Origin of the sequence: Pseudomonas sp. Root569 (assembly GCF_001427465.1) — a bacterium.
Classification (GTDB): domain Bacteria; phylum Pseudomonadota; class Gammaproteobacteria; order Pseudomonadales; family Pseudomonadaceae; genus Aquipseudomonas; species Aquipseudomonas synxantha.
In genome coordinates, this window is the sequence record NZ_LMGQ01000029.1 from 267165 (window position 1) to 281886 (window position 14722).

The following is a 14722-nucleotide window of genomic DNA, read 5'->3' on the forward strand; positions in this document are numbered from 1 at the left end:
GAAGAATAACGCCGCTGCGCGTAAAGCGACCCTTTTCATGGCAAACAGGTCTAACATGCCAGCCCCGGCAGTGGTTCCACTCGCTCCCGAACTCAATTTTTCAAGGTAGCGATAATGTCCATCGACCAGATCTCCCTCCCCAAAGGCGTCGGCCCTCACGCCGCCAAGCTTCTTGACGCCATTACTGGCGCCTCCACCCATGAAGAACTTAACCGTGCTGGCGGTAAAGCCGAGGGTTTTGTGTTGGGTTTGGAGGCTACCAAGGCGATCAAAAGCCAAATTGCAGAGTCGCTGTATGTGGCTTATGACGACGCCGCGAGCAATCGGGCGAGTGAGTTGAAGGGCTAGTGTGAGTCAGTCCATGGCTGCGGGATGAGGCCATACCATCCCTTCAACTCATCAAGGGCTAATGGAATGGCACTACGACTCAGACAAGCACGTGTGACCGATCTTCCGGCCATCTACCGCGGCGAGGAGAGCTATATCCGCTGTTGGGAGCCCGAGCATGAAGCATCCTGGCGAGCCCAACTGGAACGGCACCTGACGCGTTGGGTAGATAATTTTGATCGTCTGAATGTCGCGCTCATGGGTAATACCTTCGCGGGTTACTCACTCTGGACGCCTGAGCAGCATTACGCAGAACTTTGCACTATCCATGTCATGCCAGAACACCGGCGTAGCGGGGTGGGCATAGCGCTGTTGGAAGCCTATGCCCTGGACGCGATACAGCACGGATTCACGCAATTGCGGCTGAGTGTGCGACCTGATAACCCCGCGAAGAGGATGTACGAGAAGGCAGGGTTTGTGTGCAGCGGTACCGGGGCACATGATTACTTGACGTATAAGCGACACGCGTGAAGCGAACCGCTTGGTATTTTCACGGCATAAATGGATTAATGGCCCCCAGGAAGGAAAACGCCATGCCAGTAGACACCCACCCAATCCGCATTCTCTCGCAACGCCTTAGCATTGAGCCCTTCTGCGAGCAGAATGCTGTCGGAAAAATATGATTCGGTGTGTACCAGATAGCGGTGGTTTAACCCTAGGTACTACGTTGGCCGATTGCTGCCCTTCACGAACGGCAGAAATCGGCCAATAGCTGCCGGAGTCAGCCGTTGCTTAGCTGCATGATGTGAGTCGCATGCGCGTCTTCAGTTCGAAAGCAGCCAGCCCGTGATTGAGGAATCAAGCTAGGCTTAAGCAAGCCTCGCTATGAAGGATGAAAATCCTCGAAGTAGGAGTTTCCACCGGCGAAACGATAAAGGAAAGAAAATAGCCAGCGCTCCTATCACCATCAGAACTTCAGGAATAACCGATGCAACATCTGATCCTTCATTTCACTCATTCCATCGAGGACATTGTCCCGTGGTGCAACGTTATTGAAGAACTCAAGCCACAGCTTGCTCGGAGTGGCGTAGGTCAATTCGATAGCGATGACATGGCAATCGATGGCGGCGACTGTGAGGCTATATTTCGAGGCTTGGATGCAAAACAGCTATTGGCCGTCATCCTTCCGCATATCCAAAACCTGGATTTTCTACAAAAGCCAACAACTAAAGTGGAGCTTATCTTCGGAGAGCTTGGCAGTTCTTCTGAGCGGCAAATTTTCAGCTTAGCTGACACTAAGTGGGTACCGTCTGCTTTGGGTCGGTAGTAGCCTGTGGCTACCGGACAGACGCAGCTTTGTCAGCTCGCTTAGCCTCTAAAGCCCGTCGAGCGGTGAGCTTTTAGGCGTGCTGATGCGTAAGGCGGCAGAGTAGTCGTAGCGAACGTCAGGATTCTGCCCCTGGCGTATGGCCGAAATACGCCTTATAGGCATGGTTGAAGTTGGCAGGGTTGGCGTAGCCCATACGGTGGGCAATCTGTGCCACGTGCCATTTGCCCTGGCGCAGCAGATTGCGCGCCAGTTCCAGGCGCTGTTGGCGTACGTAATCGAGCATCGACTGGCCGTATACCCGGCTGAACGCACGTCTCAAAGTGGTTTCACCCACGCCCAGTTCCCGTGCCAGCGCCAGAGTGCCGGGTGGGTTCATCAGGTCGGCGTCGAGCTTGAAGCGCGCTTCGTGTGCCAGGTCCGCATGGCTGCGCAACGCGGCCACAGGTTTGGCCGGCTGTGGCGCCAGATGCGTCGCCAGCTCGACCAGCACGGCCAGGCTCAGGCTTTCCTGATTCAGTCGTTCCAACGTCCCCTGGTAGGGCGAGTGATAAAGGCGCTCGAACAAACGCCCGACGATACGACAGCCGTGCAGTTCCGAAAAGTGCATGCCATCGTCGAGCAGCCTGGCCAGCGATTGGAGTGACGGGTCTTCTTCGGCCAATTCGCGTAGATACTCGCCGCCGATGCGCAGCCCGGCCATGCGCGCACGGCTGCCGGCAGGCATCTGGTCCATGGCTTCCATGCTTTCGCTCAAGCCCAGCACATGAGGTGCGCCGAGCGTGTATTCATTTAGCCGACCGTCTACCCGATGCTGCCATTGCCCACCCAGTACCTGCACGATGCACATGCTGTCGGGCAGCACCTTGTGGATGCGTAACGGTTCGGGGAACTGCAAATCGCAGTCGAAATACTGCAGGTGTGACCGCACCGTCTGCGCGCGGTAATGGCCGATCGCGCTGCCCATGACCTGCCGCGCGCTGGCATCGAATACACCGGCCTGGTCCAGGGCCTCCGGGTGATCGAAGCAGAAGTGGGTGTCCATATAGGGGTTGCGGCGATGCATTGGCAAAAGCGTCCGTCAGAGCTGGTGGGCAGCGTTGCATGATATCGACATCGGGCGGCCCGATCAGTTGTTGTGAGTCACGGCCTTATTGTTGTGCGCCACGGCCGGACCGCTTGGCAGGCGCCGCAGCTTTGATTTCAATGGTTGGCTTTGAACTGTCGAGGAAGCCATAAATGTTGATGTATCGCAAGTGGGCAGCGCTGCTGGGCTTGGTTCTGGCCGTGATCGCGGGAGTCGCCCATGCTGACAACCGCCCGGAAGTCGCGGAAAAAGTGCTGGCCTATACCGGCGAAAGCGGCGTGAAAGTCTGGACCCTGCGCATCGGCGCGCGCGGTGACAATCAGGCGCTGGTGCAAGTAGAGGGCGTGGACCATGACTGGAACATGAAGATCCAGAAGATGGCCGTGGAAAAGACCAGCAAAGACACCCGCTATTCCACCACCGTGGACGGCCAAAAATTCGTGGTGCTGGTGCTGCAACAAGGTTGGGGCGAGCTATACCTGCCTGGCGAATCGCAGGCGCTGAACGTCGGCTATGACGAGTTCCTGTCCAGCCAAGGCAATGCACAGGCTTTTTTGACCGATTATTTGCAGGCCAACTGAGCCATGGGCCGATTCGCGCGGTGGTCGTGGCCGCTGACGATGTGGCTGCTGCCGCTGGTACTGATGGGCTGGGCCAGTGTGCAAAGCGGGCGCGTCGATGACGTGCTGCGCCAAGCACAGAGTATCGGCAGCGACTACGCCTGGCTCCGCGTGCGTCAGGTGCTGGCTGGGTTGGCCTACTGGCTGGCCCTTGCCGCGTTGGTGGCCGGGCCTGCGACGTGGCTCAAGCTGAGGCTGGATGCTTGGCGCGCGCTGAAGTCCAGGGATTTTCTCTACGACCGCCTATTCCTCTGCTGGCACGCCTTGGGGCATTGGCTGGTGGCGTATACCGGATTGTTGATGGGCGCGTTGGCCCTGAGCCTTTTGTATGAACTGAACTGGGGCTGGAGCCACTTCAAGGCCGGTGGCTGGTCCATGCTGCTGGTGGCGGTGCCGCTGGTTGCCGTGCTGTGGGCGGGATGTTTGTTGATCGGGCGTCTGCGCCAGCAATGGGATGCGATGGCCAGCCCGTCCTCGACGCTTCTGGGGCAAAGGATCGGGCGTGACAAGGCCCCGGCCTTGTGGGCATGGATTGAACAACTGGCCACAGCCACCTGCGCGCCGGTGCCCGACCATATAGTGGTGGGCATCGACCAATCGTTTTTCGTCACCAGCGTCGATGTGGTCCTGCAACCGGCCTGCGACTTGCTCTGCGGGCGTACCCTTTACCTGCCGCTGACCTACCTCTCGACCCTGAGCCAGGCCGAGACCGCGTCGATCATCGGTCATGAGCTGGGCCATTTCAGCCGCCGCGACACCGAGCGGGGCAGCGAGATAAGTGCGCAGTTCAGCCTGATGTGCCTGCACTTTGCGTTTATCCGTACTGAGGATGCCGACCCGGCCTGGATCGAGCGCCCGGCGATCTGGATGACGCAACGTTTCCTGCATTACTTTCAACTGGCGGTGCATCACTGGGGCCGCGCTCAGGAATTGGTCGCGGATCGGGTGGGTGGCAACATCGGCGGTGAGCGCCTGTTCTGCCAGGCGCTGTTACGGGTGATCGCGTTGGACGGTGAAATCAACACGCTGCTCGCCGAGCGTCACTCCAACCTGATCCAGGCCTTGGCCGACCACCTGAGCCACACGCCGCTGCGCCTGAACGAGGCGGCACTGGACTACGCCATCGCGCACCCTTTCGATACACACCCGCCGACGGCATTACGGCTCCAGCAACTGGGCGTAACCCTGGATCAGACGCTGCTGGCCGAGGCCACCCGTGTGCCCACCGAACACGACCGGCACTGGTTCAGCCAACTCACCCGTACGGCGTCGCCGCCTGCCACGCAGTCCGAATCACCGCCAATACCAACCGTCCAAGGAGAATGACCCATGACCCAACCCTTCGATCCGCTATCGGATCTCGCCAGCACACTCAGCCAAGAATATGCCGACTCCCGCGACGCCCAGCGCGAGCGTGCGATCGCCGAACTCGAGCAAGTTATCCAGCGCGTACCCGAGCAGACCGAATTCACCAACTCGCGCCGGTACAAGGTGCGCGGCCCGCTGTTTTTTCTGATTGCCCTGGGTTTGCTGGGGCTCGCCTTGAATCGCGGGGGCACCGGCCTGACCGTCTGTGCGGCGGTGATAGCGGTGGTGTGTGGATTGATCACTTGGCAGCACCGCAACGCCGGGCAACACGCGTTTATGCGCTTGACCCGCCGCCAGCTGTTTGCGGACACCCTGAGCGCACCCTTGGATCTGGTGGACATTGTCGACGTCTCCGTCAGTGAGGAAGGCTGGCTGACGGTGCAGAAACTGATGTTGCGTCCCGATGCGCCCCTGCCTGTTCATCGCTCCGCGCGACAGCTGTTCGGCAACCAGGCCCTGGCCCTGAAAAAGCCCCAGCCGCAGATCCGCATCCAATCTGCCGGCCTGATGCATGAGGGCGTTACCCTGGATTGCGACCAGATCGCAGACATCCTCAACGCCTATTGCAAAGCAGCCCACGCACAACAACATCTCGATGCGCTGCGCCAGTAAAAAACGTAAAAAACGGGGTCAGACCACGATGGGAAATCGGCTTTTACTTGTTCAAAGGCGTCGCCTGATGATACGAAGCACTTTCATATTCCTTTTGGCTGCAGGCATTGGCTGCGTGCACGCTGCCGAGAAGGTCCCGTTGGCGCGCGAAATCAAGGACTGGATTATCGGCTGCGATAACACACGAACATGCACGGCTATCAGTGCCGTGCAGCAGCGCGATGACACTGGCTTTTCAACCTTCAGCGTACGAGTCACACGTGAAGCCGGCCCTCAGGGCGCCTTGCATGTCGGGGTGTTCAGCTATACAAAACCCCGCGGCCAGCCAACACTTGATGACAAACCGCTGAAGTCTCAATTTGAGCCTGGCGAACTGAAAGAAGGCGATACCCACGAGGTGTTTGCGCTGAACGGTAAGTCTGCCCAAGCCCTCATCACCGAGTTGCGCGACGGGAACTACCTGGTGCTGCCGCTCGAGGAGGGCAAGTCGTACGCATCGCTAAGCGGGATGAGTGCGGCGCTGTTGCTGATGGACTCGGTTCAGGGCCGGGTCGGCACCCAGGACGCACTGATCGCTAAGGGGCCGGCGCCCGCTAGCAGCGTGCCGCAAGCCTCTGCCGCTGCGATAGCGCCCAGTTGGCAGGCACCTGCCGCGCTCACTCTGGACAAAGCAAAAGAGATCACGGATGCCGTGGTGGTTGCCACGCGTAGGGCATGGCAAGAAGATCTAGATGAAGGAGCCGCGCCAAAAACCAAAGCGTACGCATTGAGTTCAGATCAAGCGCTAGTGATCATCGAAACCGGCTGTGGGGCCTACAACTGTTTCTACAATATTTACCAAGCGCCTCTGGACCACCCGGAGCAGGCGCGTGCAGCGCTGATCGCCGAAGTGCCAAACCTGCCGGAAAGAGAGCCCCAGGGCTTCGTAGAGTTTGATCCGGCCACGGGTGAACTTAGCAGTCAGGTAAGGGCGATGAGTATGGGTAATTGTGGCACTGCGCTGCGCTGGCGTTACGATGGTAAGGGTTTCACGCTGACGCATGCGGCTGAAATGATCCCGTGCATGGGGCTGGATCAGGTGTATTGGCCTGTGCTGTGGCGTACCCAAGCAAGCAGCTGATACTGTCGGATATACCACCATGCTGACGTTCCTGATTGATCCGTGCAGTGACACATTGGTTGCTTTGGACTGATCAGGCCGTCGAAAGAGCAATCGCTTTTTCTAAAACGGCTTGTAACATCTTCTCCGGTGATTGTGCCTTGTTGAAGACGCTCGGTGACAATTTATCAGAGTCGTTTTCAGTCGATTGCCTGAGGAGGGCGAGCGGCCCCGATTGTTCTAACTGCTCTTGGTAAAGACTTTTTATACTGTCCCTGAAGCCATCAGGGTATGCCGCTTTCTCGACCGCTGGAAGATCATCGAAATAGTCCATGATGCCTTTGAAGATTTCACTGTTGTCACCGCCGTTCGTTATATTGGCGTACAACTTGGAAAAATAGGTTTCATCCTGCTTACTAAGCTCCCCATAAGCGGCATATCGTTCTGCATCCGTATAGGTTCCTGAGTCATCATAAACAATATTGCTTAGCCCGTTTCGGGCCATACCTTCAAATGGGTTTGGAAGTTTTTCCGGGGGGAGTTTAGAAAGCCCAATTGCGTAATCCAGTGACCGTTGACCTAACGCCAAACGGACAGGGTCGTCTGTTTTGGGAAGTAGATCCTCATTATTAAAATTCCCCCCAGCAATCCGCTGCCCGAAACTGTACATATCGCTCTGACCTTTTGCATATTGTCCTTTTAAATCCCTATTGGACATAGAGGCTTGTTTATCATCAGCGCTACTTAATGCGTACAGTGCCCGTGCAGAATCGGAGATTGTGACGGTCTCCGTCGTCTTGAGGGCGGCATCCCCTGAAGGTAAATTTGCAGAGTTGGACGAAGCAAGCTTCTCTTGTGTAGAAACCTTTGCCTGTGTGCTCGCTTGATACGATTTAATCGAAATATCCATGGTGATACTCCATACGCCGACGATAGATTGAGAGCTATCTCCAGCTAGGGTGCCTATAAAAATGTCGGATTATTTGATTTCAAATTCGACAGTGTAGTTATAGGGAGGCGCCGATTGAATTGCTGTGATATTGGCATTGCAAGTAGCCTTATCGGAACCAGTACTAGTGCCCATTTTAGTCCAGCTAGGGGTTTTAGTCGTTGGATTGACTTGGTGGCTTGCTGCAAAACGACATTGCTTATTACTTGACGTATAGACGAACCGCATTCCTGAAACCGTATCCGCCACACTGGTCAGGGCAAATGTTGTCGTTGCAGACGGCAGAATCGTACTGGGGGAGGGGGCTACACTCCCTGAAAAGTACTCGAAAGTGTAGGCGGCTGGACCGGTCGTAGAGTTCTTCACCTTCACGGTGACGATTATGCCTGCCTGGGCAGATGCAATCATAGAGACGAATAAAGTTGCTGCCCCGAACAGTTTAGCGAATCTCATAAATATCCCTTTAATTTGATAATCACTATGACTCTTGTCCTTGCGCGTTGTCTTGTGTAGAACAGACAGCAAGACTCAACCTCTATAGCGGCAGGTAACCAGAATTCTTTAAGCCAAAGGTTGTTGTTTTTGACACATCGGATGAATAACGATTTCACAACCTGCAGAAACTAACACATATCCAGCCTGCAACCCTTCAATTTCAATAACTTGCGCAGTGGTCCTGATTGCCGCTACCGGCTATCACCACAGTGGCGAGGAACTGCGCAGCGAGAGTCTTTACCACTGCCGCTAACCCTGCCACCAAACCTTCCGCTTCACCCCAAAGGCGGTTCAGCACTATGAACAGCTTCTGTTGAGCGGTGGCCAGTGCCTGGTCGCGTTGTAGCGCTTGAACCCGGCTGGCCAAGCTGAAAACGTGCCTGTTGAAAAGGCAGAGCTTTGCGTACGTTGAGGCGCATCATATCCAGCTATCAAGCTGGGCCAATCGCCGGAACATTCTGACGAACATAATAATTGTCGAATTCACTGCTTTCGATGAACTGGAAGCCATGGCGGGTATAAAAGCGATTGGAAGCACTTTCTTTGAGAGCACCCACTTTAATAGGAAGCGCAGCTGCATCCGCCTCTTTGAAAATCTGCGTGAGAACAGCAGACCCCACCCCTGATCCTTGCGCGCTCGGCCTTACATACAAGTGGTCGAGCAAGAGTTCATTGTGGTGAAGTTTGACCACCACGAAACCCACCCGCTCTCCAGCTGCCTCGATGTAGCGTGTGTTGCGAGCTTCAAAGCCGCTAAGAAACCGCTCCCGCGCACGGACCGGATCAAACCGCCCAACACGCTCCAGACTCTCGCGCATGGCCTCAATTCGAATGGCTACAAGATTATCCAAGTCGCTCTGTTGAGCGGGGATCAAAATGATGGGGGAATTTTGATTGGGTGCGACGGGCATATGGTGTGCTCCAACTACCATCCTGGGGGCCCAGTATAGAGAGCCTGATACTGATGAAGCGACCCGCATGGTATGTTCACGGCATAAATGGAGTAACGGCCCCCCAGAAAGGAAATTGCAATGCCAGTAGACACCCACCCAATCCGCATTCTCTCGCAACGCCTTAGCATTGAGCCCTTTTGTGAGCAGGACGCCGCTGAGTCCTTCCCTTGCCTCACACCGTCTCTGACTCGCTACATGTCCTGGGAACCGCCTGCCTCTCTGGAGGAATACGCGCAAGTCTGGCGGCAATGGCTGCCTGCGATAGCGGATGGCAGCGACATCGTGTTCACGGTCAGGGAACTGGCTGATGCCCGTTTTACCGGCTTGGTCGGGCTGCACCATACTGGCAGTGAAACACCGGAGTTGGGTATCTGGATCCGTGAAGATAAACATGGGCTGGGGTTTGGTGGTGAAGCGGTGCGGGCGGTTGTTCAGTGGGCTAGCCAGTGGGTGGTGGCAAAGCACTTTATCTACCCTGTTGCGACGCAGAATCGTGCGAGTCGATGTATTGCCGAAGCTTTGGGGGGAGTTGTCATTGAGAGGCGGACGTCGGAGAAATATGATTCGGTTGTATATCAGATACCGGTGGTTTAACTCTGGGTATCAGTGTGGCCGGGCGCTGCCCTTCACGAACGGCAGAAATCGGCCAGAAGCGGACCTTCGATGCGAACAAGGATGGAGACGACCTCTCGCTCTCGATTTCAGGACGCAGCAACACAGCATGCCTTCCCGCAAGCAAATTAACGGATCGTTTACTCGGGAATTCCGGTCACAGTATGCACTACGCGCATTGCACAAGGCGGTCGAGCCCCTTCCGGGTCGAGCTGTTCGCATTTCTTCAGCAGCGGATACGCATCGGCAAATTTCATAGCCGCCACCTGTTCGGCGTGCTGCTGCGAAACAAAGCAGCGCTCGAACCGGAAGGCGGCATATACCTCGGGCAGCAGTGCCGGATAATCGTAAACCTCGTCGACGATACTCTTTAGCATCTGGGACATCTGCCCGTTGGCCGCGGGGGAAATTTTGGTGAGCAGATCATCCTTGGCGACGCCCGCTTGCCTGGCCGCAATAGCTTGCTTCGATGCACCGATGGATGCCTGCATTCCCTGCGGAAACGGACAATCAGACGCCGCCAATGCCGAGGTTGACGCCATGCAACTCAGTAAAGTGAAAACAGCGGCCATCCTCGCCATGGAATTTCCTCGTTTGTAGCAAGCGTTGTCGAAATAAGCTGAGGATTCTAACCGATGCCAGTAGATGATGCGCTCCATTGACCTGGTCAGCTCCGGGTCGATGGTTGCCGGTCGTGGTTGACTGCTTTCGACCCAAAGCGGTCATCCCACCGAAGTCAGTACCTATGTGAACTCCTTTATGCCGGACGAGGTGAATCTGGGGAGTAAGGGTGATGGAGCTTGTACTCCTGGCTCAACCCACCATAGCCGTAGGCACTGGCACGGCAGTCGATCACATGGATGTTTGAGTGCGCATGTACATTTCCTATTTCTGTTGCCAACAGTTCGAAAGCCTCGCGCAGAAAGCGTGCCTTCTGGGCCTTGGTATTGGTTTCATCTGTGATGGTGACCTCCAGACGGAAGGAGTTAAGCCCTTGTTGGGCCAGCGAACGACTGTCGATGAACCACTGCGCATGAGGAAGGAACTGCACCATTACCAATGTCTGATCCGGTCGTTTTTCCAGTAGTTCACAGGTCAGAGTGGTGAGTTTGGGGACGATGCTATGGATCAGGTCAAGGTTTGGCTCGCCAGAAATCTTGAGTGTAATGCCGGGCATGTTGAACTCCTTTGCGGATAATGAATGTCCAGCGCAGAGTAAGAAGTTGCGATGCCGCTGAAAAGCCGGAAGATATGCATCTATCTATCGTAAAAACAGCAGGATGAACATGCGACCCCTTGACTTGGATCTCTTGCGATCTTTCACCGTTGCCATCGATTCAGGCAGCCTTTCGAAAGCAGCGCCGCACTTATGCCGGTCGCAATCGGCGTTGAGCGAACAATTACGTAAGCTCGAAGCATTCACCGGTGTAACGCTGCTGGAACGGGGCAAAAAGGGGGTTCGGCCTACGCCGGCGGGGCAGCGATTGATGGCGCATGCACGAGAACTATTGGCCTTGAGTGATCGCGCTCTTGAAGACGTACGTGGAGTGACGTTCGCCGGCGAATTAAGATTGGCAATCACCGACTACTTCTTACCTGGCTCGATTGCTGAGTTATTGAAACAACTGCGCCTGAGCTACCCACGCCTTCGAGTGCATGTGTCGGTGCGAAAGAGCCTGCAAATAGAGGACGGGGCAGATGTTGGAGACTTTGATATCGGCCTTTCAATGCGCATACTCGACGGCCGCAGCTTTCCCGAGGGTATTCCGGTGCGTCGGGAAGCATTGCATTGGGTATCAGCCTCGGGGTTAGAGCCGAAGGGTGAAGAAGATAGCGTGTTGCCACTTTTGGTGCTGCCGGAGGGATGCAGCCTCCAACGTCTAACCCGAGAGACGCTGGACGCACACAAAGTGCCTTATGTGATTGCCCATTCCGCGTCCGGTGTGGCAGGGCTGCAATCAGCACTGATGGCAGGGCTGGGCGTCGCTTGTCTGAATGCCTCCGCGGTTCCGCTGGGGGCAGAGGTTTGCCGGCCGGCCCTCCGCTTGCCGACTTTACCCGATGTTGAGTTCAGCCTGTTACCTGCGCGTGCTGGCGAGTCTGATTTGGTCGGTGCTGTACGGGAAATGCTTGCCAGCAAATTTGGCAGAGCATTTACAAATCCCTGAGGTAAAAAACGTGGGCTTTCAATTCGGACGATGAAGGTCCGCTTCTGGCCGAAAGCAGTCGCATCTCCCGTCATGGCAGAGGGCTTTGCGCTGAGGCGGAATGCACCAAAACCTTCAAAAGCCAAGTCGCGGTGTTTGTCGTTGAGGTCTTCGGACAGGTCGAGCAGCAGGGGTGCTGACGCAGGCGTAGGCAATGGAGCAAGGTGCGGCTGGGGAATTTCAGGCGTTGCGTTATCGTTCGGGGTTTTCGCGAGCAAGCTCGCTCCTACAGAAGTGACATGTTGTGGGGGCCTGTTGCGCGAGACTATGGAGGGAAAAAGGGGACGGATTTATTTCTAGGAAAATAAATCTGTCCCCTTTTTCGGTTCTATTTAACGGTAGAAACCAAATCAAATGTTACGATATTGATTTTACCATTATTTTTATATATTGATACGTTGTGAAAGTCATAAATGGTCTCGTTAGTTTTTAACTTAACGCTATCACCAATGACTTTACGAACCGCATTAGAGCTTTTAGTAACAAGAAATGGCTCTCGCTCCGTGGACTTTTTAAGCACCTCCTGATCGTTCTCCTGAACATCCATGAGGAAATATCTATAGATTATGGGAACAGTAGCCCCTCCTGAGTCGTATAAAATTTCATAAATAGCGCCACCTTCACCCACGTTCGTGACAGAAACAACCTTTGTGGGGGGCGGCCTAGTGGGCTCAGAAAAATATATGTATATTCCTTGGCCGATACAAATAATCAGAAGTATCCATATACTAAGCTTAGTACCCTTTTGACTTCGCATAATCAATGCCTGCTTTGATCCATACTTGATCTACCGGATCATCCCCGTAGGGCTCTTCCGACCACCATTTCCCAAAGTCTGCTGATGAACTACCAGCAACACTCTGTGCTGCACCGGCAGCCCTCAAAAGTACAACGTCTGGAATGCCTGCTGCTGTCCCAGTAGCGCCATAGTTAAAGTTTCCGAAGTTTTCGTGTAGGCGCGCAATCTGCTTGTAATCCCAAGGGGCGCTATTTCGAACTTTGAGATAGAACCAAGTGTAAACAAGTGGAGACCCTGGATTCTGTTTATATTGATTTAACGCTTCTTGTAGGTTTTGGTCAAGTGATACTCCAGGCGGGGCAGCAGGATATTGACCGAGACGAGCCTGCTCTTCAGCATCCCTCAGGAGCTTTGCCTGTGATTCGGCTTGGGCTGCAATCGCAGCAGCTTCCGCGGCTTGAGCAGTTGCAAGCATCCCGTTTGCGGCGATGAGGTGAGTGTACAAAGCATCATTCTCTTCTACCAACAACTTTGCATCATAGGCGGCACGAAAAGAATCCTTCCAGACAAAGACTGATTGGTAAAAATCAGGCCCATAGTTACCATGAGAATATCGCCAGCCGAGAGTTGGGTCGGCACCGTCAAAAGCCTTGGCGGCATTAACTTTTTCTACATAGTTATTTGAGTTTTCTACCATGATTTTTGTGATGCTGTAGATTCTTAGCTGTGCCTTATCAACCAACTTTCCAGTATTGCTGGAAACTTTAGATTCAATGTCAGCTATTTTGTTACTTACACGCTCTGGTATTTTCTTTTGTTCATCCGCATAATATTTTCGAGTGGCCGCGCTAGAGTCAAACAATAGCTCCTCAGCTTGGTCTGTTAAGGATTGATACATAAACTCAACCCCAGCAGTAGGCCGTGTGAAACTCGGCTCCGCTGGTAAGCCTGCGTAATTACCACTACCACCACCGCTGCTTGGCGGAGTAAAAGGTCTGCCACTAGTAACGAAGATATTTTTTTCTGTCATTATCGATTCCCTTCAGTGAGTATAAGAATTTTGATCATTTTGTGTTTGAATAGCTTCCTACCTAACCTTCTAGATGGTCTTTAGTAAACGAATCGGCAGTTCATTAACTTAAAAGTCCAGCAAGGCGCGATCTCTTTAAGTGGGCAATAACTAACCGTTCAAGTCACTAGGACCCACCAGACGAAGGACACCAGGCAGCAAGCAAAATCACTGTATAAATAAACACTGCTCAACGCAACAAAAATCTATGCATTTATGCATAACTCAGACAAACGGTAATCATTCTCACTATGGGCTTTGTTAGGCCAGGTACGAGTACGGGTATGGGGACGGGTGGTGCAGTAGGGGGCAAAACCAGTCTGCCGTGGTGTGGTAGAACAGTCCAGATCGAAAAGGGAACAGATTTATGTGCGCCAGGCAAAGCTTGGTCGCCTGGGATTAACGGCGCAAGCCGTCATGAAATGGCGTAAGAAACCCAGCGGGTACTAACCCCGTCCGGCAAGGACCAGCCATCCACCGGAAGCGAGTCTTGCGTGGTGCTCGGGTAACCGGTACGCCGATGATGCGGTGCTGGTTTCGCCAATGAACAGGCTGCTCGGCGGGTGCTGGAGGTGTTGCGCAAGCGTTACGAATTAGCCAACCCTGTTACTGAGGAGCCGGATGCGTGAGTTGTGCACGTCCGGATCTGTGGGAGACTGGTTCAGGGAACTGACCGGTCGCCCCGACTTTTCTAGTGTCCGATTTGGGCCGAAAGCAGTCGCCGTTCCAGTCATCGCAGAGGGCCTTCTGCTGAGGTTGAATGCACCAAAACCATCAAAAGCCAACTCGCCGAGCCGTCGTACGTGGCTTACGACGACGCGGCGAATCATCGGGCTAATGAGTTGAAGAGCTGATCATCAGCCAGCGCAGGGCACTTCGCGGTCAAGAAGTCTGGCGGTGAGGAGTACGCCCAGTTCGCTCAGTTGGTGGATGGCCAGGGCGATGTCGCGTTGTTTGCCGTTGAGGTCTTCGGACAGGTCGAGCAGCAGGGTGCTGACGCTGGTGAAGGTTTCGTAGCTGTTGGTGATGAGGCTTTCGTTGCTGGCGTTGGGGGCAACGGTGAAAAGCGTGGTTGAATCTGATTTGAGCATGTTTGAATTCCTGTTTAAGGCCACCATCCTTTAGCTACTAAACATAAGGGTGGCGGCTGTGCGCAGGTTAGTAGACCGGGGAATCCAAACAAAGCCGGCGCACCCGAAGGTGCCCTGCGCACAGCCACCATCAAACACAGACGCAATATCTGATCGATGAAGCTTGT

General features: G+C 54.6%; 17 protein-coding genes. 9 read left to right on the forward strand and 8 right to left on the reverse strand.

Annotated features, from left to right (window positions below):
- Positions 1-114 precede the first annotated feature (114 nt).
- From ASD70_RS27805 to ASD70_RS27815, 3 genes are all read left to right on the forward strand, one after another.
- Positions 115-348: a hypothetical protein gene (locus ASD70_RS27805; RefSeq protein WP_020302473.1), complete on the forward strand. Its 234-nt coding sequence runs from the start codon at positions 115-117 to the stop codon at positions 346-348.
- A 66-nt stretch (positions 349-414) separates the two neighbouring features.
- Positions 415-858 carry a GNAT family N-acetyltransferase gene (locus ASD70_RS27810; protein WP_056848000.1) on the forward strand — a complete coding sequence of 148 codons (444 nt, stop codon included), beginning with the start codon at positions 415-417 and terminating at the stop codon, positions 856-858.
- Positions 859-1315: 457 nt separating this feature from the next.
- The gene (locus ASD70_RS27815; RefSeq protein ID WP_056848001.1) at positions 1316-1654 is read left to right on the forward strand and encodes a hypothetical protein; all 339 of its coding nucleotides are present in this window, start codon (positions 1316-1318) and stop codon (positions 1652-1654) included.
- Between the two features lie 118 nt (positions 1655-1772).
- On the opposite strand, the gene ASD70_RS27820 is transcribed toward ASD70_RS27815, so the two are convergent.
- Positions 1773-2720 carry a helix-turn-helix transcriptional regulator gene (locus ASD70_RS27820; protein ID WP_046071937.1) on the reverse strand — a complete coding sequence of 316 codons (948 nt, stop codon included), beginning with the start codon at positions 2718-2720 and terminating at the stop codon, positions 1773-1775.
- Positions 2721-2893: 173 nt separating this feature from the next.
- Between ASD70_RS27820 and ASD70_RS27825 the strand changes: the two genes are divergently transcribed.
- The 4 genes from ASD70_RS27825 to ASD70_RS27840 all read left to right on the forward strand — a co-directional run bounded on the left by ASD70_RS27825 (position 2894) and on the right by ASD70_RS27840 (position 6461).
- The gene (locus ASD70_RS27825) at positions 2894-3322 is read left to right on the forward strand and encodes a hypothetical protein (RefSeq protein WP_046071938.1); all 429 of its coding nucleotides are present in this window, start codon (positions 2894-2896) and stop codon (positions 3320-3322) included.
- A 3-nt stretch (positions 3323-3325) separates the two neighbouring features.
- On the forward strand, positions 3326-4687 hold the full coding sequence (locus tag ASD70_RS27830; protein WP_056848002.1) for a M48 family metallopeptidase: 1362 nt from the start codon (positions 3326-3328) through the stop codon (positions 4685-4687).
- A gap of 3 nt (positions 4688-4690) precedes the next feature.
- Entirely contained in the window at positions 4691-5341 is a 651-nt protein-coding gene (locus ASD70_RS27835) for a hypothetical protein (RefSeq protein WP_046071939.1), read from the forward strand.
- A 67-nt stretch (positions 5342-5408) separates the two neighbouring features.
- Positions 5409-6461, forward strand: a complete 1053-nt coding sequence (locus ASD70_RS27840) for a DUF1176 domain-containing protein (protein WP_056848003.1) — start codon at positions 5409-5411, stop codon at positions 6459-6461.
- Positions 6462-6534: 73 nt separating this feature from the next.
- Here ASD70_RS27840 and ASD70_RS27845 read toward each other — a convergent pair whose 3' ends face one another.
- From ASD70_RS27845 to ASD70_RS27855, 3 genes are all read right to left on the reverse strand, one after another.
- Complete coding sequence (locus tag ASD70_RS27845) at positions 6535-7350, reverse strand: hypothetical protein (protein WP_056848004.1); 816 nt, start codon at positions 7348-7350, stop codon at positions 6535-6537.
- 69 nt (positions 7351-7419) lie between these two features.
- Positions 7420-7914, reverse strand: a complete 495-nt coding sequence (locus ASD70_RS28790) for a hypothetical protein (protein WP_236708750.1) — start codon at positions 7912-7914, stop codon at positions 7420-7422.
- A 401-nt stretch (positions 7915-8315) separates the two neighbouring features.
- On the reverse strand, positions 8316-8795 hold the full coding sequence (locus tag ASD70_RS27855; protein WP_056848006.1) for a GNAT family N-acetyltransferase: 480 nt from the start codon (positions 8793-8795) through the stop codon (positions 8316-8318).
- Between the two features lie 120 nt (positions 8796-8915).
- On the opposite strand from ASD70_RS27855, the gene ASD70_RS27860 reads away from it, so the two are divergent.
- Positions 8916-9431 (forward strand): GNAT family N-acetyltransferase, encoded by a 516-nt coding sequence (locus tag ASD70_RS27860; protein ID WP_056848007.1) that lies wholly within the window; start codon positions 8916-8918, stop codon positions 9429-9431.
- A gap of 158 nt (positions 9432-9589) precedes the next feature.
- Here ASD70_RS27860 and ASD70_RS27865 read toward each other — a convergent pair whose 3' ends face one another.
- Both ASD70_RS27865 and ASD70_RS27870 read right to left on the reverse strand, forming a co-directional pair.
- On the reverse strand, positions 9590-10108 hold the full coding sequence (locus tag ASD70_RS27865) for a hypothetical protein (protein ID WP_156382956.1): 519 nt from the start codon (positions 10106-10108) through the stop codon (positions 9590-9592).
- Positions 10109-10206: 98 nt separating this feature from the next.
- Positions 10207-10626, reverse strand: coding sequence for a tautomerase family protein (locus ASD70_RS27870; protein ID WP_046071936.1), 420 nt, complete (start codon positions 10624-10626; stop codon positions 10207-10209).
- A 109-nt stretch (positions 10627-10735) separates the two neighbouring features.
- Between ASD70_RS27870 and ASD70_RS27875 the strand changes: the two genes are divergently transcribed.
- Entirely contained in the window at positions 10736-11617 is an 882-nt protein-coding gene (locus tag ASD70_RS27875; protein WP_082561491.1) for a LysR family transcriptional regulator, read from the forward strand.
- 773 nt (positions 11618-12390) lie between these two features.
- On the opposite strand, the gene ASD70_RS29870 is transcribed toward ASD70_RS27875, so the two are convergent.
- Positions 12391-13425, reverse strand: coding sequence for a polymorphic toxin type 44 domain-containing protein (locus tag ASD70_RS29870; RefSeq protein ID WP_330219692.1), 1035 nt, complete (start codon positions 13423-13425; stop codon positions 12391-12393).
- Between the two features lie 896 nt (positions 13426-14321).
- A complete protein-coding gene (locus ASD70_RS27890) occupies positions 14322-14555 on the reverse strand; it encodes a DUF6124 family protein (RefSeq protein ID WP_046068966.1) in 234 nt (77 codons plus the stop codon).
- Positions 14556-14722 lie beyond the last annotated feature (167 nt).